This window comes from Planktothrix sp. PLAVEN19ND (assembly GCF_057220675.1).
Genome location: NZ_CM170132.1, coordinates 4,189,144 through 4,210,983 on the forward strand (window position 1 = coordinate 4,189,144; position 21,840 = coordinate 4,210,983).

Genomic DNA, 21,840 nt, shown 5'->3' on the forward strand with positions numbered 1-21,840 from the left:
CCGAATTAAGGTTAGGTGAATTATGGAAAAGATTGATTATATTCCGATTTCGTCTTTGAATCAATATGCCTATTGTCCCCATCGCTGTTGGCGAATGTTTTGTGCTGGGGAATTTGTTGATAATCAGTATACCATAGAAGGCACAAGTTTGCACGATCGCGTTCATAGTTTTGGAGAACAAAATCGTGAGGAAATTTGGCAAGTTCGGGCGATTTGGTTGAAATCGGAACGTTATAAATTAATCGGAAAATCGGATTTAATTGAATCGGAATCGGGAGAATTTTACCCCGTAGAATATAAACGGGGACGGAAGGGGGAATGGGATAATGATGAAATGCAGGTGGTTGCTCAAGCGTTATGTTTGGAAGAAATGACCGGAAAAATAGTAACCAAGGGCTATATTTATTATGCCCAATCTCATCAACGTCAACCTGTGGAAATTTCTCCAATATTACGACAACAGGCGATTAATATTATTGATCGAGTTTTCGATCTTTTACAAACAGGTAATCAACCTTTAGCAACTTATCAAAAACGTTGTCTGGGTTGCAGTTTGTATGAATCTTGTTTGCCGAAAATTGCCGAAAAGGTAAGTCGATATCAGGAGGTGATTGTATGAATAAATTATGGTAGTGCGAGCGTCCTCGCTCGCTGATTTTTATAAATCAGTAATAACTTTATAAAACCCACATCATTTTTTGGAGGTTAATAGAATGGGGACGGTTTATGTTACGGTTGATGATGCTTTTATTGGTAAAACCGATGAAAGATTAATGGTAAAAGCGGATAAAAAGAATATTCTGGATGTGCCGTTAATTAAAGTTGAAGGAATCGTGATTTTAGGACGGGCTACGGTGTCTCCGGCGGTGGTTCAGGAACTTTTAGAACGGCATATTCCGTTAACCTTTTTAACGGGAACAGGGCGTTATTTAGGACGATTGGAGCCAGAAATGACTAAGAATATTTTTGTTAGAAAAGCTCAATGGCAAGCGGCGGGAGAATCGGAACAAGCGTTACATTTGGTGCGGGGATTTGTGCGCGGAAAGTTGAAGAATTATCGGACGCTGTTATTGCGACAAGGGCGAAAATATTCTGATTTGCAATTAGATGATAGTGTGACTCGTTTGGATAATGCGATCGCTCCTATTTCTTCTACTAATAATATTAACTCTTTACGCGGTTTAGAAGGAGCGGGAAGTGCGGCTTATTTTGGAGCTTTTGATCAATTAATTCGGGGAGATGGTTTTAGTTTTCAAACTCGCAACCGTCGCCCACCGACCGATCCAGTGAATGCTTTACTGAGTTTTGGTTATTCTTTATTGTGCCATGATGTGCAAAGTGCGGTTAATTTAGTTGGGTTTGATCCTTATTTGGGTTATCTCCATGTTCAACATTATGGTCGTCCGAGTTTGGCGTTGGATTTAATGGAGGAGTTTCGACCTTTGGTGGTGGATTCAATGGTGTTGAGTGCGATTAATTTAAGACAGTTGACTCCTGATGATTTTACAACGGAAGCGATTAGCAATGCGGTGTTTTTAAGTGATGAAGGACGGCGAACTTTTCTGAAATTATATGAACAGAAAAAACAATCTAAGTTCAAACATCCAGTTTTAGGGAAACAATGTACTTATCAAGAGGCGTTTGAACTTCAAGTCCGTTTGTTGGCCAAATATTTGATGGGTGACATTGAAAAATATCCGCCTTTGGTGTTAGGATAGTTATGTATATGGTGGTGTCTTACGATATTTCCGAGGATAAACGTCGCACTAAAATTCATTCGATCTTAAAATCCTATGGTCAATGGATGCAGTACAGTGTGTTTGAATGCGAGTTGACGAACACGGAATATGCGAAATTGCGATCGCGTCTTAACAAAATTATTAACCCTGAAACGGATAGTATTCGCTTTTATTTCCTCTGTGCTTGTTGTCAGGGTAAGGTGGAACGTATCGGCGGTGAACAGCTACGCGATAGTACGATTTTTTTTGCTTAGTGGCGACAACCTATAGCTGTTTGGGAAAGGGTGGCTAAATTAATGGCTGAAACTTCTATCTGTTCTGGGTTTGAACCCTCTCGACTATCTGGGGAGGTTGTCAGAATTCCTGAATGCTTTATGGAGATAGGGTTTCAGCTTTTTTTTGTTTTTGCCTGTTGACAAGTCGATGGCTGAAATGATACATTCAATCCAGGTTGTCAGAATCGTACCTCGAAAACTAAATATATCAAGGGTTTCAGAAGCCTGCGGTTGAAATCACCTATAATCCCTTTCAGGGATTGAAACCTATTAAAGATGGGATTAGGTGAGGGCATTTATCGTCATAAGTTGAAATCACCTATAATCCCTTTCAGGGATTGAAACCTAATTTCCCTACACTTTCAAAATGATCGACCATCTCGTCGAGTTGAAATCACCTATAATCCCTTTCAGGGATTGAAACGGCCCTTGGGCTGGCAAGACGGCGATGGCTTCAAGTTGAAATCACCTATAATCCCTTTCAGGGATTGAAACAAATCCTTAACGCCGAAAAACACAGTCAATGCTAGTTGAAATCACCTATAATCCCTTTCAGGGATTGAAACTTTAATATAGGTTTGTACATCTTTTAACGCTTCTGTTGAAATCACCTATAATCCCTTTCAGGGATTGAAACCAGCAATCCCTTTAGGAAGATTGCCACACCATTTCCAGTTGAAATCACCTATAATCCCTTTCAGGGATTGAAACATAACCGTACAGACTAAAGTGAGAGAATCAAAAGTTGAAATCACCTATAATCCCTTTCAGGGATTGAAACACAAACATAAATTTGTAAAAAAAAATGCTCCCCTCATCCTTGTTGAAATCACCTATAATCCCTTTCAGGGATTGAAACCAAATAATTCCTAAATTGTCTACTAATGATTTATTGTTGAAATCACCTATAATCCCTTTCAGGGATTGAAACATATTGGCTATGTGACACAAGGTGAACAAGTTAATGGGTGTTGAAATCACCTATAATCCCTTTCAGGGATTGAAACAGGTGGCGATAACTTTAAAGAAAACGGATTAGAAATGTTGAAATCACCTATAATCCCTTTCAGGGATTGAAACATAATTAGTAGGGACAGTCACCCAGTTGCTTTGAGGTTGAAATCACCTATAATCCCTTTCAGGGATTGAAACAACGACAAAATTACAACTACAACTGTTATTAGGGTTGTTGAAATCACCTATAATCCCTTTCAGGGATTGAAACAGCTAGAATCACATGGCGGTTTATGTAAATTTCCGGTTGAAATCACCTATAATCCCTTTCAGGGATTGAAACGAGGTGATAAGCTCACGGTTATTGTTGCCTGTCGAGTTGAAATCACCTATAATCCCTTTCAGGGATTGAAACCCGAGGCAAATCCCCGATTAGGATAATAGTAATCGGTTGAAATCACCTATAATCCCTTTCAGGGATTGAAACGTGTTGGCAGAGGAACAACGACTTCAGACCGAAACCAGTAGTTGAAATCACCTATAATCCCTTTCAGGGATTGAAACAGGATTAGCTTGCTAGCATTGCTAAACTCAAAAAGTGTTGAAATCACCTATAATCCCTTTCAGGGATTGAAACTGTTGGAACAAGATTTTGGTCATCATCCTCTCCTACGTTGAAATCACCTATAATCCCTTTCAGGGATTGAAACACGAAGGCAAGGCTACTAAGGTTTCGTCAGGAACGTTGGTTGAAATCACCTATAATCCCTTTCAGGGATTGAAACTTCATCGGAAAGATCATCAAATCCAATTTTGTTGTAGCCAGTTGAAATCACCTATAATCCCTTTCAGGGATTGAAACTTAAAGTTATAATTGGTTTCTTTGCTATTCCTGTTAAGTTGAAATCACCTATAATCCCTTTCAGGGATTGAAACAGAAGGGAAACAACGGCAATTCTTGAGGGTTTCATAAGTGTTGAAATCACCTATAATCCCTTTCAGGGATTGAAACAATGGGACGCTAGGGACAACGCAATTACTTAAATCAGAAGGTTGAAATCACCTATAATCCCTTTCAGGGATTGAAACTTGGCTATGGCAGCAGTCGAACCAACGGGAGAAACTGGTTGAAATCACCTATAATCCCTTTCAGGGATTGAAACCCCATCCCCTTAAATCCCTAAAGAATCGCGAGAGATTTTGTTGAAATCACCTATAATCCCTTTCAGGGATTGAAACTATAAATTCTAATGTTAAGTTAGTAGTTTCTAAGTAACAGAGTAAAATTTGTAATTGTTTTTCTAAATGTATGAAAAAACTCTTTTCATTACTTCTATCAAGTTATCTAGTTTCCTCTGTCATCGGGGGTTCCCTTTGTTTAGCTCAAAATAGCCGAATACGAGATGGTATACCGACTAGCAACGATGGCTTTATTACACTAAATTTGCAAAGGGTAACTATCAAAAAAGGACAGACTCAGGAATTGTCGGGTGATCAAAACAGTAGATCGATTCAACCCATCTTTATTCACTTAAATGAAGGGGATACTGTTTTCCTCACTCCTGTTTTAGTTCAAGTTCCATTCCGAAGCGTGGATGATCCTATTGTTTATTTCACATTGCGAGATGATCAAAGTAGGGTAGTAAAAAACATTTTTGGCTATCTGGGGACAACTTCATTCAATTATTCTGCCTCTAAAACAGGAAACTACATTCTTGAGATGGCATCCCCCTCAGAATTTGAGTATATGTATAGAGTTGAGATCAACTAAGTGCGATCGCTTCCTCACCACGTTGCAATAACCTATAATCCCTATAAATTAGGATTAATCAACCCATGACCCAATCCCTAATTCCCCTAAAATTATTGTATGATCGCGACTTTTTAAAATGGACAGAAGAAACGAGCACCCATTTACAGAATCGAGACTTTAAACAATTAGATATTGCCAACTTAATTGAGGAGATAGATTCTTTAGGGAAAGCCCAGAAAAATGCCTTTAAAGGACAAATGCGGGCATTAGTAGAACATATCATGAAACGCTACTATGTTGATATGCCCCTAGAATATCATGGCTGGGAAAGGAGAATTCGCAACATTCGCCCCGAAATTGAAGACTTGATTGAAATTTCTCCTAGCTTACAGAATGACTATCCCCAAGTCCTGGATGCAGTTTATCAGCAGTGCCTAAAAAAACTCCAACCCGAATATAAAAATACAAAATTTCCTGATACTTGGCAATTTACCCGCTCCTTAGATGACCTTCTTAACCTAGATTTTTGGGAATAAGGCAAAGCAGTTAGGAAGCGAGGACGCATGAATACGCCCCTGCTATGGGTTGTGAATTAAACACCCACCCGACGCCGCTCTAATACCACTTCAAAACCTTCTCCCGGCTGGGGGTTGAGTACCCGAGTCGATAGATTTTCCTTCGCTAACATAGACCGAAAATCCTCTAAATTACCACTTACCTTTAATAACGAAACTAACAACCCTTCATAGACCACATCCCCGGCGGCTGCGGTGGGTAACATCACCTGGGGACTGACTAATTTAGCCAACTCCAATGCTGTTTTTTGTCCCCGAATAATCGGCCCAATTAAAGGTAAACTAATATCAATTAATGGCGTAATCACAACATCAATCGGAGCCAGTTCTTTTAACTGAGCATCATGATATCCATGGGGTTCATAATATACAGTATTTTCTGTTATTAAATCCTTCAAAAGATAGGCATTTTCAATGGTTGTTGGGCCAATAGGAGAACCCGGAAGGGATTTAATTTCTACCTGATTTTCTAAACAATAGGTGGCTCCATGTTCCAAAGCGTGAACTTGAGTATATCCTAACTCTTGGACAAGTTTTGCGGCTCCCGGAGAACCCACAACTGGGATATTTTTATTCAGTTGTTTTAAGGTTTCAGGATGGGCATGATCTTCCAAACCCTGAGATAATAAAATTAAGTCAATCTTTTGGGGAATGGGTCGGGGATTTCGTCTTTCCCCCTTAAATAACCAAGTTTGATTCCCAAAGGTTAATGCACCCACTAACCAAGGGTCAATCAAAATTTGTTTTCCGCCTATTTCCAGTAACCAAGAATTACTATCAAGCCAGGTAAAATACATAGGGGTTGATTCTATTAGATCACTACTATTGTAGAAAAAAATCAAAAAAATGGGGAGTAATATTTTATCGTAGGGGTTTGGTTTCCAAACCCAGGCGCAAAGAGGGTTTGGAGACCAAACCCCTACAGGGATTGCTATAGTAAGATTGTATAGTTAATCAGTAAGTAATTGTTGATAAAAGATTAGCAATTCTTGAGCGAGCGCTTTATTTGTGTAGTGGGTCATGGCTCGTTGATACCCTTTTTCTCCTAACTGTTTGGCTAATTCTGGATTTGTGATTAACTGTTTTAGGCTGTTTTGCAAGGCTTGATCATTTCCTTCGGGAAATATTAATCCCGTATCAGCAATAACGTGGGGAATTTCACCGGAGTCGGAGCCAATAACGGGAACTTGACAAGCCATAGCTTCGATTAAAACATGACCAAATTGTTCTTTCCACCCGGCGGCGGTTAGGGTTTTAAATTTGTAGGTGGTTTCTGAGGGTAAAACCAGGGTATTCATCAGGTTAATATAGCGTTGTACCTGATCATGGGGAACACTTTCTATTAATATTAATCGATCTTGAAATCCCAATTTTTCAGCTATTTCTAGGAGTTGCGATCGCAATTCTCCCCGACCTAATAATACCCATTTCCAAGGATATTCTTTTAATCCAGATAAAGCTTTGGCTAAGGTGATCAATCCTTTTTCTTCAACAAAACGCCCCACAAATCCGACTACAAATTCATCAGGTTTAATCCCTAATTCGGCTCTTAATTCCGGTTGAGGTTCGGGTTTAAATAAATGTTCATCAATGCCTAATTGGGGCATAACTTCAATGGGTTTATTATATCCTTTTTCTCGTAAAATATCTTTGCCATCTTGATTTCCAACAACAATTCCATCGGTATATTTAAGGTTATATCCTTCTAGGAGAGCAACGGGAAATTTTAAATCATAAGGTAAATTCCACCAAGTAAAAAAGATATTTTTTGCTTTTAAACCCAAAAGATTATTTAAAGTAATAAATTGACTATAGGTTAGGGCTTTAGAACCCTGTTCAACTTGAATAATATCCGGTCTAAAAGTTTTCAAAAGAGAGACTAAATCTAAACCAAAGGTGAGTAAGCCTTGATTATTTTGACTAAAATTAGAAATAGGAACAACTTTAAAGTTACCTTCATCTAAATATTCAGATTCAATAATTTTATTCTGAACTCCTCCAGGTCGCCAACGTTTAGGAACAACAATTGTTACTTCTATATTGGGTTGTAAACGGGCTAAGGCTCTGAATTTTTCTCGGTTTAAGTCAACAATATAGGTATGGCTGGCTACTAAAATTTTCATAGGTTTTTTCTATTTTTAATGTTTTTATCCTGTTACTGTTGTTGGGCTTTAGCCCCTCTTAGAAGATTTGCGCTGAAGCGCAACAACGGCGCAACAACGGCGCAACAACGGGTTAAGGGTCTTGTTGGGTGTAGATTTGTCCTTGATCCCAAAGGGAGGTAATCCAGGTTCCTAGGGCTTTAATTAAGCCTAATTTATAGAAGAAGAAACGACTAATAATTTTTAGAGGAGAACCACTTTTATTACAGGGGGGATGTCCTAAAACATGACAATCAAATAGTTTAGCAAAAAAGCGGAAACATTGACCAGGAGTTAGGTTTTTTAACCCCATAAAAAAGTGATTATGATAAAATGTGATCTGATATTGTACGGAACGGGTACTCATATCATGACAGCCTCCGGCTTCTTCTCCTAAATGAATTAAATGGGCTTCTGGATCATACCAAATAACATAACCTGTTTGTCTTATTCTTAAACAAAAATCCGATTCTTCTCGCACCGCACTACCTTTAAATCGTTCATCAAAGGTTAAACCAAATTGCTCAAAAATTTCTCGCCGGAAGGACATATTACATCCTCTGGCAGAAATCACTTGTTGGGGTTTAATCGTATGAACTAAATCAAGATGATACCAAGCAATACCAGGATCTTGAGCTTCAGCAGGTAAGTTTTCAATGGTTAATTCTCCCCCAGAATCGCTTAATTTCATCCGATCAAAAACTCGTCCCGCAACGGCGCCAATTTTCTCGGGGGCGGCGGTTTCTCCTGGGATATAATTACGGGCATGAGCCATTAAAAATCCTTCGGGAAGTTGCACATCGTCATCAATAAATAATAGAATATCTCCTTGAGAACGTCGGACGGCGTAATTCCTCGCACCTGGTAAACTCGCCCAATCTAAACGATACCATTTAATTTTTTCGGCTTGAGTTAACTGTTCTAAATAGGTTTGGGTTTCGGGTTCATGGGTTAGGGTTTGATCGACGACTAAAACTTCAAAATTAGGATAGGTTTGTTGTAATACTTCTGCTAAGGTTTCACGCAATACTTGTTCACGGTTATAGGTAGGAATAATCACAGAAATTAAAGGTAAATTCATTAATTTTTCTCCTGATATCAGGTTTCAAGGATAGATCTGATAGTTTATCTAAAAAATTGCTCTAAATGCACCCACCTAATTATTAACAGGATCATTTAGATATCTGGATCTAGTTCACCTGCTTCTATGAGTTTTTTTCGTTCTTCCCGATCAATTTCGGGTAGTTTAAACAGTACCCCGGCAAAATACCAATAATAAACCGTGACGGGATCAACATCTAGGGGGTAATAGTAAGTATTGTAGCTAATAATTAACACAAAAACCCAAAAACAAGCCCCAAAACTGCGTAAATTTTTATCTTTAACGGAACGATAGGATTTAAACCCAATCACGACCATGGTAGTCACTAAATAGAGAAAACCTGCGACTCCAATTGGCCCAATTTCAAAAATCATTTTGGGATAGTAGGTTTCAATTAAGGCGGTTTTCCCAAAGATCCGAGCGGCATTGGTAGCTCGTCCTAGTCCTTTTCCTAAAATCCCTTTTTGCCCGCCACTACTTTGTCCAAACTGTTCGGAAATGAAATCCGTGGGGGGGGAAGCATTCCAACGACTGACAAAACTATCGACTCGTTCTTGTAAAAATGCTGGGCTGGCTGCGGCTGCAATTCCTAAGATTAAACCTAGTCCGGCTAGGATGGGGAGAAATCGTTTTAAGTTGGCAACTTGTCCGGTTAAAACTAATAGAATAATAGTCACAACGGGAACTAATGCTAAGGCAATTCGTTGACCGGAAATTACGGCATTTATAAATACCATTACCATTCCGATTAAACCAGTCATTCGCCAAAGGGGAGAAGGATCGCTAAAGGCACTAGCAAAGGTAAAAAAGGCATTAGCAATTAAAAACCAGGCCCATTGCCAAGGAGCCACAAAGGTTCCGGGTAAACGAATCATGTTTTGAGAGGGACTAAATACTAAAGACCCGCCGACAAAACATTTAGCATCCAGAGTGGCTTTGAATAAATCATCCCCGGTAAGGTGATCGGTTCCTTTACAACGACCACTTACTAGAAATTGATATTGTATGACTCCTAAAACACAACAAATTATGGCTAAAATCAGGGTTAAACGAGTTAAAAATAATAGTTCTTTTTTGCCTTTAATTTGATAGTAGGCACAGGTAATTAAGGGTAGGTATCCAATAAAGGATTTTAACCCCATTAGTCCGAGTAAAATCGGTTTGTCGCCGCCTTCAGGTTTGAGTTGTTGTAATCCATTGACTAACAATAAAGTTAAACCACAAATGGCGAGAAGTACCATCAAAGGTTGCTTTAATCCTTTGGGAACAATCATCGGCATTCGCTTGCTTTTCCATTCCTTATATTTGGCAAATAAGGCGGGAAAATAAAAGCCATCTTTAGCCAGTTGAAATATGGGGCTGCCTCCACCAATCCAGTAGGTGACTGTGCCACTAAATGGTAAATAAATTAAAAAACCCCAGAATGCCATATCCGGGTAAAGATATGATAGGGCTACAATTAAAATTCCTCCTCCCCCGGCGATCGCTAATTTCGGGCCAGCAACAATAAATAAAATCACTCCCACAACAGCAGCAGCAGTAATAATTCCTGACGATGAAGATATAACTTTCTTAATCGCTTTTGACCTTTGCTTCTGCCGAAGTTTAATCTCTGTTTTACTTAATGTTGGTTTCTTGGATTGGGATTTTTTTTTAGTGGTTTTTCGCTTTTTTTTGGCTTTGATAACCATGGGAATAGGGCGTGAATTTAGCCCTATTATAGATCAAGTTTCAAGGGACTGTTAAAAAAAGCCAAACAAATCATAGGGGGATAGGAATTCAATCGAACCCTTTCCCACCAGCGATAAATCATTTATTTAAAATAATATCAACTGTTAAATGGCTAAATGTTGCTGAACCACTAATACTAACTGTTCAGCCCAATAGTCGGCTAAATCGGCACTTTTGGCTTCTACCATTACCCTAATTAAAGGTTCTGTTCCCGAGGCCCTAACTAAAATTCGACCTTGATCTCCCATGGCTTGTTCTGCGGTTTCAATAGCTTTAATCACTGGTTCACAGTGTTTCCAATTGCGCCGTTGATGAACGTCCTCAACCCGGATATTTTTTAATAGTTGGGGATAGGTTTGGAAACTATTATTAACTAATTCTGCTAAAGACTGACCGGAACGTTTAACTAATGTGGCTAAATGCAAAGCTGTCATTAACCCATCGCCACTAATTCCATAATGGTGACAGAGAATATGTCCCGACTGTTCGCCCCCTAACATCGCCCCTGTCCGTTTCATTTCGGCATGAACGTGCTGGTCGCCGACGGAAGTCCGAATCATTTGGCCCCCGAATTGTTGCCAAGCCCGTTCAAAACCTAAATTGGCCATCACCGTCGAAATAATTAAATTGTCGGGGAGTTGTCCCGCTTTACTGAGGGTTTGGCCCCAAAAATACAGAATATAATCCCCGTCTACCGTTCGGCCTTGACTATCGACGGCTAAAACCCGATCCGCATCCCCATCAAAGGCAAATCCGAGATCGGCATTGTGTTCTAAAACCGTCTGTTGTAGGGCTTGTAAATGGGTAGAACCGCAATTAACATTAATTTGATGGCCATTGGGTTGATCGTGGAGACAAATCACCTCCGCCCCCATTTCTGTAAAGACTTGGGTTGCTAAGGGAACTGCCGCCCCCCAGGCTAAATCTAAAACCACCCGCATTCCCTGTAAATTCGTGGCTGGGAGTAATGGCCTATGTAGAGATTGGGCATAATTTCTAATCAATTCTGGCCGATAATAGTGTTGGCCACAGTCGCTATAAACAATCGGAAAATCCGCATTTCCTCTAATTCCCGCCTCTATTTGCTGTTGTAAGGCGGTAGATAATTTTGTACCATCTTTTCCAAAAAACTTAATTCCGTTGTCTTCTGGGGGGTTGTGGCTGGCGGAAATCATCACTCCCCCAATAGCCTCGGAGGTCAGGGTTAAATAGGAAACCCCAGGGGTGGGACAGACCCCAATATGCCAAACTTCCAACCCCGCAGCAATTAGTCCGGCGGAGAGGGCCATGGCTAACATATTGCCGGAGGTGCGGGTATCTTGGCCTAATATGACTGGGCCGGGATGGTGGGCTTGATGTCGGAGAACTTGGCCCGCCCAGAAACCCACTTGTAAAGCCAGAGGCGCGTTTAGCAGTCCGCCTACCCGTCCCCGGATACCATCGGTTCCAAATAATGGGGTGGTGGGGAGTTCCCCAACTTGATCGATAAAGCCGAAATGGGATATGGTTCGAGATTGGGCGGTATGGGCTTCTTTTTGCGGGGAACTAAAGTTCTGAGTCCGAGCGGGTGTTGCGACCATAAAATTCACTCCTCTTAATATATATTCACACACTCAATGTGGAGCATAGCACGTCGGGAACGAAGGTCAACGATTTTGACCGATGTGATATATATTACGAGGGTTGAAATTTACTAATTTTATCTGATCTGTTCCTGATCTATTGTCATTCTACAAGATTTAAGGATCAAAATCTGAATTTATTTTGAATACCCTAATGGTCACAAAAATTTTGCCAAAATCGTCTTTTTATTCAATTCTTTTAATCGGAATTATTGCCCTAACTGGATTCCTTGCTTATTCTAGTATCCTGAATAGTTTTTTTCTCTCGGATGATTTTGTTTTAATTGCATTATTGTCTAAATTAGGGCCATTTGGGTTATGGTTCAATCAACAGCATGGTAAATCGTTATTTTTTCGTCCTCTCTTGGGAGTGATTAGTTTTTTAGACTATAAAATCTGGGGTTTGAACCCTTTGGGTTATCACTTGACAAATTTTGGCTTTCATTTAGCTAATTCTTTATTGGTGGGAAGTATAGCATTTTTATTGAGTTTAAATTTAGGAATAGATTTAAAACTAAAACGGTTTATTCCCTATTTTTCTGGATTTATTTTTCTATTATTACCTTCCCATTCCGAAGCCGTTTCTTGGATTTCCGCCCGCACCGATGTTATTGCTACCTTTTTCGCCTTACTTTCTTTTTGCACTTATTTAAACTTTAGACACTTTGGTAAACCCATAAAATTATGGATTTCCTTAATTGCCTTTTTAGCCGCCTTATTATGCAAGGAATCCATTGTTAGTTTTCCCGGGTTAATTATCGCCTATGAATTCTATCAATATTCGCAAAAAAAGTCCAGAACTATCAAAAAACCTTTGATTAATGTTCTATGGTACATGGCAGTTTTAGGATTTTATTTTATTTGGCGATATCTCAAATTAGGAACCTTAGTTGGAGGCTATGGAGAAGGCATTCATCTGAAATTTAATCCCATACAAATTTTATATAACATAATTATTTATCCATTGCGTAGTTTCTTGTCGGCTCAATTTAACTCTAGTTTAACCTTCTGGATTTTAGCTTTTATAGGTTTAGTTTTAATCTCTATATTTGCCGTAATTGTGAGTTATTATCGCCATCAATTCCAGTCTAATATTCCTCAAACCTTACTTTTAATTATTGTAGGATTTTGGATTTGTGTTTTACCCGCGATTAATGTTTCTGTTTCTCCTTTTGATAGTCAAGGAGAACGTTATTTATATTGGGCGTCTAGTTTTACTTCTATTTATATTGCCTTAATTTTTATTATTTTAGTTAGTAATTTTAAACTCTGTTTAATTCTATCCTCTATTTTATTAGTCAGTTTAGGATTATCTCTCAATACCGCAAACCAAAACTGGAAATTCGCAGGGGAACTTTCTGAAAGTCTGTTATCTAGTATACAAAAAATGCCCATAGAATCCCCGATTATTACCACTGTTCCCGATAATTTTAGAGGAGCTTATCTATACAGAACCGGATTAATTCAAGGACTGTATCTTTTTGATATTGATAATCGTTTTAATGTTCAATTTGAACAGAAATCCACGGATAAACCCTTTGAAACTGTGAGATTTTATACAAATAAAATTTTATTAGTGATGATGAATACCCTCCGAGAACCCAGCGACGAAATTATAGTTAATACCCTAAAACCCAATCAATTTCAATTTCAATTATCCAATCCCCAAACCCTATTTTTTCCCACACCCAAAAATACATTAGTCACTAAAGACTATCAAGTCGGTGATGTACAACCCCAAAGCTACACCCTGACCCTCAACAATCCTAGCCGTTTTCAGGATTTATTATTGTATTCATCGGGTAAGTTTGTTAAACTATCGAATTAATCTTGTATTATAGAGACAATTTATCAAACGATAATATTTAGGTGTGATGGAACCCATTTATATTTTAGGTGCTGGCCCGGCTGGTTTGGCGGCGGCCTATACTTTAACCAAGCAAGGTCAGTCCGTGGTGGTGGTTGAACGAGATAGTCAGGTGGGAGGACTAGCCAAAAGTATAGAATATCAAGGCTTTATCTTAGATTATGGCCCCCATCGATTTTATACAAAAATTGCTCCGGTTTTGCAACTTTGGGATGAAGTTTTAGGCGATGAACAAGTTACAGTTAATCGTCTAACTCGAATTTATTATGGGGGAAAATATTTTAGTTATCCCTTAAAAGCTAAACAAGTTTTATCGGCGTTAGGGTTAGTTGAAAGTTTAAGAATTGTCCTATCTTATTTAGCCGTCCGGTTATTTCCTAAACCCGAAGCTAATAATTTTGCCGAATGGGTAGAAAATAAATTTGGCAAACGACTATCAGAGATATTTTTTGAAGGTTATACCGAAAAATTATGGGGTATTCCCTGTACAGAAATTAGTCCAGACTGGGCCGCCCAACGCATTAAGGGGTTATCCTTATCAAAAGCGATTAAAAATGCCCTTTTAGGCAATGATGGCAAAGTTAAAAATCTGATTGACCAGTTTCAATTTCCCCGTTTGGGTTCGGGTCAACTCTATGAGAAAATTGCCGACTATTTACAACAGCATCAGCAACCAATTTTATTAAATACAGAAGTTATTCAAGTTCATCATCATAATTCTCAAGTCAGCCATATTACCCTGAGAAATCGTATCACTAAAACGGAAAATACCGTAGTTTGTGGGGGTGTTATTTCCTCTATTCCTTTAACCCATTTTGTCCAACAATTGCAATCTTCTCCTCCAGAAACAATTATTGATGCTGCCAAATCTCTAAAATTTAGAAATACAATTTTAGTCTATTTAATCGTAGAAGGTGGTAATCTTTTCCCCGATAATTGGTTATATATTAATGACCCCCGAGTGCAAGTGGGAAGGGTAACAAATTTCGCCAACTGGTCGCCGGAAATGTTAGCCAATACCGAACAAACTCCCCTCTGTTGTGAATATTGGTGCAATTTTGGCGATGATTTATGGCAATGTCCAGAAGATGAATTGAGAATATTAGCTGAAAAAGACTTACGCCAAATTGGGTTATTAAAAAATCAAGCGGTTTCCGATGGATTTATTGTTCGTTTACCTCGGACTTATCCTATCTATGCGGGAAATTATCAAGCGGCTTTATCGGAAATTCAAAGCTACTTACAAACCTTCCAAAACTTGCAATTAGTCGGACGCTATGGGGCATTTAAGTATAATAATCAAGACCATAGTTTATTAATGGGAATTTTTGCGGCGGAGAACGTTTTAACTCCGGGTAAACATAACCTCTGGAATGTTAATAGTGATAGCGAATATGTGGAAGAAGCTAGTGCAGAAGCCGCCACAACCGCCGCTACCAATACTCGTCTATCCCGTCGTCGCCAAACTTTAAAAACTTTACGAGAATTTGGGGGCTATTTATTCACTGGGGGTGCGGCTACTATTGTTGATGTTCTCATTTTTTCTATTCTCATTCACTCAGGATTATGGTATGTTTTTGCATTGGGAATTAGTTATTTTATCGGATTAAGTACCAATTTTTGGCTAAGTCGTCGGTTTGTATTTGGGATTTATTGGAAAAACTGGTTTGTTCAATATGGCGTGTTTGCGACGGTTGCTTTAAACAGTTTATTGGCTAATTTAGGGTTATTACAACTGTTAATTAATGAATTGGGATGGCATCCAACTATATCGCGTTTAGCGAGTGCGGCTTGTGTCGCTATGATTAGTTTTACCGGACATAAGTTATATTCTTTCTCATCCTCAAATCAATCGAATAATCAAGTTTCTGAACTGCAATCTTAACTATAGCAATCCGTGTAGGATTTGTGATAAAAACCTGTAGGGGTTGGGTCTCCCAACCCTCTTTGCGCCTGGGTTGGGAGACCCAACCCCTACGATAAAATATTCAACTTTTATTACCTGTTCCCTTCTTAAAAATGTCTGAACAAAAACAACAAGCTAAAGTGAATTTAATCGCTATTTTTACGATTACTTTAGCCACTTGGTTAATTCTAGTTCCCTTCGTTAATTCGATTAAAATTCCCTTTGGAGAAAATCTAACAGGGGTCATTTCTTTAGCCAGTATTGAGAATATTAGTCCCTATACAGACTATCTCAAATATATCATTTTACTCCTAACTCCCCCATTAATTGCCACTCTGGTTTTAAATCTGAATCAAAAACCCCTGGAAATAATTTTAAGGGTTATTAACCACCGTTATACATGGATAGGAATTGGTTCTATTCTACTACTAACTTGGTTAATTAATACTCCCTTTAACCAATTTAGAATTAATTCTACCTTAATTGATTCTTTCCATGAAGGAGAATTTTTAGGCTTTTTACCCAACTTTCTACAACTCAAACAACCCTTTATCAATACGGTTTTAATTCATGGATATGGCGTTGATGTGCTTCCTAGTTGGTTAGCCAAAAATCTCGCCACCCAAAATAATGGTATTGCTTTAACTCGGTTATTCGTAAACCTAGAAAATGTGATTACCTGTTTAGGCTATTTTTGGATAATTTGGGAATTAATTAATCTATCAAAAATCAATAAAAATAGATTAAAAATATGGTTAATATCCTGTATTCTTTTTTGTGTTTTCGATGGAATTTTCTATAAATTTGATGGCCGCCGGGGAACCAGTTTTATCATTCAATTAGCTTTAACCTTACGATTTTTTAGAATAGCTGAAACTCAACCCAATCAAGCAAAATGGCTATCGGTGTTAATTGGAGCTTCAATTCCCAGTAGTTTTTTCTATATTTATGACCGAGCGATTTATTTTATCGCCGTTTATCTTTGTGCTTCTATTCTATCATTATTGGTCAATAAAAAAACATCTATTCTATGGTTAAAAGGATCATTGATTGGGATTATTGTTACTTCTATTTTTATTCTAATATTCCTGGGTTTTGATCAAATTAATGCCATTATCTCTCAAGTATTATATTGGGGGAAATATGGACGCTATATTTCCTTTATTCCCCTTCCTCCCCTAGAATTAACCTGGACTTCCCAAACCTTTTGGTTATCCATGTTTGTTCAAAGTGCGGTTTTAGTTTACCTGATTTTAGACTTTAAAAATTATGGCTTAAAACTACCTCCCTTTATCCAAAAAAATTATCTGATTATTTTATTACTAACTTCTGCATCAATTTATATGAGAATTACCCTTGATAGAAGCGATTTAGGACACTCCTATCAGGGCGCATTAATTACAGTATTTTTGGGATTTTACCTAATTTATCTGGGATATAAAAATAAACTAGAACCGCAATTATCCCAATTTAATTTAACTCCTATTCAACGGAGTTTAACAGTTCTTATCTTAATTGTGATTATTTTAACAGAACCCAGTTTTAATGTTTTTAAAGGTATCCAAAAACTGGCGCAACTCCCTGAATCTTTATCAATTTCCGACTCTAAACTTTTAAAACCCGATTATTTAGAAGCATGGAATACCCTCAAACCCGAAATTGAAAAACAATCTTGCTTTTTCACCTTAACTTCCGAGGGATTATGGTATTATTTATTTAATAAACCATCCTGTTCTAAATATGGTTATGTTCTCTATGCTAAACCTACCGTTGCTCAACAGGAAGTGATTCAAGAACTTAATGAAACTAAACCCAATATCCTCTTATTAACTAATGAAATCTGGTATCAAAATCCTTGGGATGAGGTGTTAAAATCCGAATCCGCTTCTTTAATTTATCAGAACGTTTTAACCACCTATAGACCCTATAAAACAGTGCAATCCCATTGGTTTTGGAAACGTAGTAATCAACCATTAAAATTAACTCAAACTCAATCTTTAAATGGTAATATAGAATCCTTTCCTACCCAACCTATTCATCAAAGTGATAATTTATCAATTGGTGGTTGGTCAATTATTCCTAAACAATCAAAACCTGCGGATGCAGTTTATCTAAGTTTAGGGGAAAACCATCAATTAATTGCTGTTGGTCAAGTTAATATTCCAAGACCCGATGTAGTTCAAGTTTTATCTAATCCTAAATTAGAAAAATCCGGCTGGATGATTCGTGTTCCCACGGCAATTTTACCCCCAGGAAATAATCAGATGAAAGTCTGGACTTATGACGCTAAAAACAACCAATTAACTCAAATTGGAAAAGGTTTCAATTTAGAAATTCTCCCCTAACCCCCGTTGTTGCGCTTAAGCGCATTCTTGTGGATAGTTTTAGAGGGTTGGAAGACCCAACCCCTACGATAAAATACAAAGAGGGTTGGAAGACCCAACCCCTACGATAAAATATAAAGAGGGTTGGAAGACCCAACCCCTACGATAAAATACACAGAAAAATTCGTCATAATACAGAAGGAACAAAATTCTGTCATTCTCCTAAAAATCCATGAACCCTGTTGATTATCTCCGCATTAGTTTGATTGACCGTTGTAACTTCCGGTGTCAATATTGTATGCCCGAAGGCACAGAAATGGATTATATTCTACAACAGAATTTGTTAACTCTGGATGAACTGTTAACCCTGTTGCGAGAGGTATTTATCCCCGTTGGATTTACTCAATTTCGCTTAACCGGAGGTGAACCTTTATTACGTCCTGGGGTGGTAGAATTAGTTAAACAAATTAACGCTTTTCCTGAAACAAAAGATGTGGCGATGACCACCAACGGCTTTTTATTGGCAGAAATGGCAGAGGATTTATATAATGCTGGACTGCGACGAATTAATATTAGTTTAGATTCCCTTGATGCTGATATTTTTGATCAAATTATCGGCAACCGAGGACGTAGCCGATGGCAACAGGTTTGGCGGGGAATACAAGCTGCTTATCAAGTCGGTTTTAATCCCCTAAAATTAAACGTGGTAGTCATTCCTGGGGTGAATGATCATGAAGTATTAGACTTAGCAAAATTAACCATAGAACGACAATGGCACGTTAGATTTATTGAATTTATGCCGATTGGAAATAACGATTTATTTGCCGATCGCGGTTGGATTTCCTCAGAACAATTACGCCAACAAATTCGAGAAAAATGGGGTTTAGAAGCCTCACAGGTGAAGGGAAACGGCCCTGCGGATGTATTTCAAATACCGGGAGCCAAAGGAACATTAGGATTTATTAGTCAGATGTCTGAATGTTTTTGCGATCGCTGTAACCGCATGAGATTCTCCGCCGATGGTTGGTTACGACCCTGTTTATTAAATGAAACCGGACAAATCGACTTAAAAACTCCCCTGCGTCAAGGTGCGACGTTTGAGGAGTTAAGAGAAAAGGTGAGTAACCTATTAGGAATTAAACCCGATATTAATTTTAAACAACGGGACTCTGGTACAACGGGAAATTATGCCCGCACCATGTCCCAAATTGGCGGATAGCAGCCTGATTGATTTTTGATTTAGGGTTTAATAATAAGTAGGTGGGGTACGTTATTTTTAGTCGATAACGCCCCACATAAAATAGAACGGTGAGGAACTATTAGGCTTGACGTGAATAAAATTCAACGACTAACAGTTCATTAATTTGTAAAGCCACCCATTCCCGTTCAATGACGCTATTTACCTTTGCAGTCAGTTGTGCTTTATCTAACTCCAGATGGCTAGGAACGTTGGCTAAACCGGGATATTGTAAATTGGCTTTCACTAATTCACGGGATTTTTCCGTATTTCTGATCCCAATTACTTCACCTGGTCTGCACTGATAGCTAGGAATATTAACGCGATGACCATTCACCGTAACGTGACCATGGCTGACTAACTGACGAGCCGCTGGAATTGTGGGGGCCATTCCTAAACGGAAAATGGTATTATCCAAACGCATTTCCAAGGTTTGCAGCAAGACTTGTCCGGTGGAACCGGCGGCGCGACGAGCTTTACGGACATAACGCAATAACTGACGCTCGGAAACGCCGTAGTTATAACGCAGTTTTTGTTTCTCTTCTAACCGGACTGCGTATTCTGAACGTTTACGACGGGCTTGGCCGTGTTGTCCAGGGGGATAGGCCTTTCTGGGGGATTTCCGAGTTAATCCAGGTAAATCGCCCAAACGACGAACGATTCTCAGACGGGGGCCTCTATATCGAGCCATCTAACTTTTTCTCCGCATAAAATTTTTTGCACCAATCTTTTATTATACTATGTATCCAATCAATATTGCATCGCTTGTCTCGCGCTTCTAAAGAAACCGGGTTTCTTGAGCAAGTCTCGGTTAGGATGCAGAAACCAGCGCACCAAACCCGGTTTCTGGCTTGATAAATTTTGCGAATTTCTAAGGAAGCTGAATAATCTGTGTTATTGATGCAAAAGACAAATTGCATAATCTTTACTCCAACTCGCTCTTTCCCACTTTAAATATAGGCGGGGCGGGTTTATGAATATTCGGGGTTGAAATCAAAGATTTTGGCGAACCCGCCCCTACAAGACTTTATTTTTATAGAGGAAACAAAACACAGTTTCCCCATATCAATATTGATCAATTATGGGATTAATTTCTTGAATCATAATAATTAAATTGTCCAATCTTCAATTACTAACCCGGCCACTTTCCCAAAATCTCGATGATTGCGGGTTAACAGAATCAATTGACGCGACAGTGCAATTGCCGCGATTCTTGTATCCATCTTTGCCAGTTGGAGCCGTTGTGACTTTAATTGCTCAAATGTTGTGGCTGCACCCGCATCGAATGAGATGAGGGGCAATACTTTAAAATCACTAACCAGTCGCGCCATCATCTCATATCCTTTCACTATGTCATTTAGGCTGCGATCGCGATTAATATAAGCGTGACAGCCAAGCATTTGTTCGTGAAAGGTGACAATTGACACCGCAAAATCTGATAGTGAGTATTGAGCCATGCGTGTTGAAAGGTTGCTATAATCCTTCCCAGTTTGACGTTGAAGAATGCTCAGATGGTCTGTATCTAATAAATATTTCATAGCTCGTCTTCCGATTCCATTACAGACTCATCTCCTTGACGAATTGCTCGTCCTAATACCAGCACCTCCTCAAAGGCTGGTTCATCTTTGAAAGACCCTGTAATTTGTTGTAGCCAATTTGTCGGTTGAGGATTTGCCACTTGTTTCTGCAATTCCGTAATTGCTGCTTCTACTGCTGCTATTCGTTCTTCTAAAGAGGTGTTGATTGCCATTTTAATTTATCCTAATTTGACCATTCAATTTTCAAGAGACCAATCTGGATTACCTTGTAGCTGTAAAGATTGAGCGGTTTCAAGAAATGTTTTTGGGCGTTGTTCTTCGGGTAATATAGTTTCAACAATAATTCTCACCCTTGTACCTATATCCAGATTTAAGGGAGATTCCAGTTGCAGGGATTTACCATCAAATATGGCATTAATTTCTTGAATCATAATAATTAAAATGTTCTCAAACCAGTTTTTTAATGATTTAGATTAATCCCATAATAGCATTTTTTAGGGAGGCATATCGCCGGTTTCGGGTAACACAACAACCCGATGCCGAAACCGGGTTTCTTCATCAAGTCTCGGTTAGGATGCACAAACCCACGCAGAAAAAAGGATATTGGTATCAAGTCCAATCATTGGCTCCCTCAGAGATAGCAATGTCCATTTCTTTGAGATTTGACATCTACCTCAAAGCGTGAACCTCTTGGGCTTGTAGTATGAGGTATTAGAGTCGCTAACGCTCGATCCTGGTTGAGAGCCCGGATACTAACCACTAAGCATGGTCTAACTTTTGCCACATAGCCCAGATCGACAAGCCAGACTTCGCCACGATCAGGACTATTCATAATCAATTTCTTGTTGATCTAATGCTAAGAATAATTCTTCAGCATTTAAGATAAAGTCTTCATCTGTCAATGGTGGAAAGTCAAAATGGACAAGCCGCCTCAAGATTTCTAGCCCAATCTCAAGTTGCTCTGCATCAGCCAACCTATCAAAAGTATTAAGAATCTCTTGAGCTAAGGCCGTCATAGTTTTTCACTCCTCATTTACAAGCAGAGAATATTAAAGCTTGTCTGCAATACGCTGTAT

General features: G+C 38.7%; 20 protein-coding genes and 1 CRISPR repeat array. Of the genes, 9 read left to right on the plus strand and 11 right to left on the minus strand.

Annotated features, from left to right (window positions below; translation table 11 throughout):
• Positions 1-22 precede the first annotated feature (22 nt).
• The 5 genes from cas4 to AC2D3N_RS17830 all read left to right on the plus strand — a co-directional run bounded on the left by cas4 (position 23) and on the right by AC2D3N_RS17830 (position 5,257).
• Complete coding sequence (gene cas4 / locus AC2D3N_RS17810; protein WP_484691675.1) at positions 23-619, plus strand: CRISPR-associated protein Cas4; 597 nt, start codon at positions 23-25, stop codon at positions 617-619.
• 94 nt (positions 620-713) lie between these two features.
• Entirely contained in the window at positions 714-1,718 is a 1,005-nt protein-coding gene (gene cas1d, locus AC2D3N_RS17815) for a type I-D CRISPR-associated endonuclease Cas1d (RefSeq protein WP_079680985.1), read from the plus strand.
• A gap of 8 nt (positions 1,719-1,726) precedes the next feature.
• Entirely contained in the window at positions 1,727-1,993 is a 267-nt protein-coding gene (gene cas2, locus AC2D3N_RS17820) for a CRISPR-associated endonuclease Cas2 (protein WP_339394373.1), read from the plus strand.
• A gap of 251 nt (positions 1,994-2,244) precedes the next feature.
• A CRISPR array of direct repeats spans positions 2,245-4,207; the repeat unit is 37 nt; unit sequence GTTGAAATCACCTATAATCCCTTTCAGGGATTGAAAC.
• Positions 4,208-4,277: 70 nt separating this feature from the next.
• Positions 4,278-4,739: a hypothetical protein gene (locus AC2D3N_RS17825; RefSeq protein ID WP_079680983.1), complete on the plus strand. Its 462-nt coding sequence runs from the start codon at positions 4,278-4,280 to the stop codon at positions 4,737-4,739.
• 65 nt (positions 4,740-4,804) lie between these two features.
• Positions 4,805-5,257 (plus strand): DUF29 domain-containing protein, encoded by a 453-nt coding sequence (locus tag AC2D3N_RS17830; RefSeq protein ID WP_484691676.1) that lies wholly within the window; start codon positions 4,805-4,807, stop codon positions 5,255-5,257.
• A 56-nt stretch (positions 5,258-5,313) separates the two neighbouring features.
• Here AC2D3N_RS17830 and AC2D3N_RS17835 read toward each other — a convergent pair whose 3' ends face one another.
• The 5 genes from AC2D3N_RS17835 to glmM all read right to left on the minus strand — a co-directional run bounded on the left by AC2D3N_RS17835 (position 5,314) and on the right by glmM (position 11,850).
• Positions 5,314-6,093 (minus strand): MBL fold metallo-hydrolase, encoded by a 780-nt coding sequence (locus AC2D3N_RS17835; RefSeq protein ID WP_079680981.1) that lies wholly within the window; start codon positions 6,091-6,093, stop codon positions 5,314-5,316.
• A 153-nt stretch (positions 6,094-6,246) separates the two neighbouring features.
• Positions 6,247-7,419: a hormogonium polysaccharide biosynthesis glycosyltransferase HpsO gene (gene hpsO, locus AC2D3N_RS17840; RefSeq protein ID WP_484691677.1), complete on the minus strand. Its 1,173-nt coding sequence runs from the start codon at positions 7,417-7,419 to the stop codon at positions 6,247-6,249.
• Positions 7,420-7,531: 112 nt separating this feature from the next.
• Complete coding sequence (hpsN, locus tag AC2D3N_RS17845) at positions 7,532-8,518, minus strand: hormogonium polysaccharide biosynthesis glycosyltransferase HpsN (protein WP_484691678.1); 987 nt, start codon at positions 8,516-8,518, stop codon at positions 7,532-7,534.
• Positions 8,519-8,613: 95 nt separating this feature from the next.
• Positions 8,614-10,230 (minus strand): hormogonium polysaccharide biosynthesis protein HpsL, encoded by a 1,617-nt coding sequence (gene hpsL, locus AC2D3N_RS17850; RefSeq protein WP_079680978.1) that lies wholly within the window; start codon positions 10,228-10,230, stop codon positions 8,614-8,616.
• A 144-nt stretch (positions 10,231-10,374) separates the two neighbouring features.
• The gene (glmM, locus tag AC2D3N_RS17855) at positions 10,375-11,850 is read right to left on the minus strand and encodes a phosphoglucosamine mutase (protein ID WP_079680977.1); all 1,476 of its coding nucleotides are present in this window, start codon (positions 11,848-11,850) and stop codon (positions 10,375-10,377) included.
• 196 nt (positions 11,851-12,046) lie between these two features.
• Between glmM and AC2D3N_RS17860 the strand changes: the two genes are divergently transcribed.
• From AC2D3N_RS17860 to moaA, 4 genes are all read left to right on the plus strand, one after another.
• On the plus strand, positions 12,047-13,720 hold the full coding sequence (locus AC2D3N_RS17860; protein ID WP_484691679.1) for a hypothetical protein: 1,674 nt from the start codon (positions 12,047-12,049) through the stop codon (positions 13,718-13,720).
• A gap of 46 nt (positions 13,721-13,766) precedes the next feature.
• On the plus strand, positions 13,767-15,644 hold the full coding sequence (locus AC2D3N_RS17865) for a GtrA family protein (RefSeq protein WP_079680975.1): 1,878 nt from the start codon (positions 13,767-13,769) through the stop codon (positions 15,642-15,644).
• Between the two features lie 134 nt (positions 15,645-15,778).
• Positions 15,779-18,010 carry a hypothetical protein gene (locus tag AC2D3N_RS17870; protein WP_484691680.1) on the plus strand — a complete coding sequence of 744 codons (2,232 nt, stop codon included), beginning with the start codon at positions 15,779-15,781 and terminating at the stop codon, positions 18,008-18,010.
• Positions 18,011-18,221: 211 nt separating this feature from the next.
• Complete coding sequence (moaA, locus tag AC2D3N_RS17875; protein WP_484691681.1) at positions 18,222-19,208, plus strand: GTP 3',8-cyclase MoaA; 987 nt, start codon at positions 18,222-18,224, stop codon at positions 19,206-19,208.
• Between the two features lie 100 nt (positions 19,209-19,308).
• Here the strand turns inward: moaA and rpsD are convergent, their stop codons facing one another.
• The 6 genes from rpsD to AC2D3N_RS17905 all read right to left on the minus strand — a co-directional run bounded on the left by rpsD (position 19,309) and on the right by AC2D3N_RS17905 (position 21,780).
• A complete protein-coding gene (gene rpsD, locus AC2D3N_RS17880; protein WP_079680972.1) occupies positions 19,309-19,917 on the minus strand; it encodes a 30S ribosomal protein S4 in 609 nt (202 codons plus the stop codon).
• 418 nt (positions 19,918-20,335) lie between these two features.
• Positions 20,336-20,683 (minus strand): PIN domain-containing protein, encoded by a 348-nt coding sequence (locus AC2D3N_RS17885; RefSeq protein ID WP_484691682.1) that lies wholly within the window; start codon positions 20,681-20,683, stop codon positions 20,336-20,338.
• Positions 20,684-20,760: 77 nt separating this feature from the next.
• A complete protein-coding gene (locus tag AC2D3N_RS17890; protein ID WP_484691683.1) occupies positions 20,761-20,976 on the minus strand; it encodes a hypothetical protein in 216 nt (71 codons plus the stop codon).
• Positions 20,977-21,000: 24 nt separating this feature from the next.
• On the minus strand, positions 21,001-21,195 hold the full coding sequence (locus AC2D3N_RS17895; protein WP_484691684.1) for a hypothetical protein: 195 nt from the start codon (positions 21,193-21,195) through the stop codon (positions 21,001-21,003).
• 200 nt (positions 21,196-21,395) lie between these two features.
• Positions 21,396-21,596 carry a type II toxin-antitoxin system PemK/MazF family toxin gene (locus AC2D3N_RS17900; protein WP_484691685.1) on the minus strand — a complete coding sequence of 67 codons (201 nt, stop codon included), beginning with the start codon at positions 21,594-21,596 and terminating at the stop codon, positions 21,396-21,398.
• A complete protein-coding gene (locus tag AC2D3N_RS17905) occupies positions 21,589-21,780 on the minus strand; it encodes a hypothetical protein (protein ID WP_026786301.1) in 192 nt (63 codons plus the stop codon). The genes AC2D3N_RS17900 and AC2D3N_RS17905 overlap by 8 nt, the downstream gene beginning before the upstream one ends.
• Positions 21,781-21,840 lie beyond the last annotated feature (60 nt).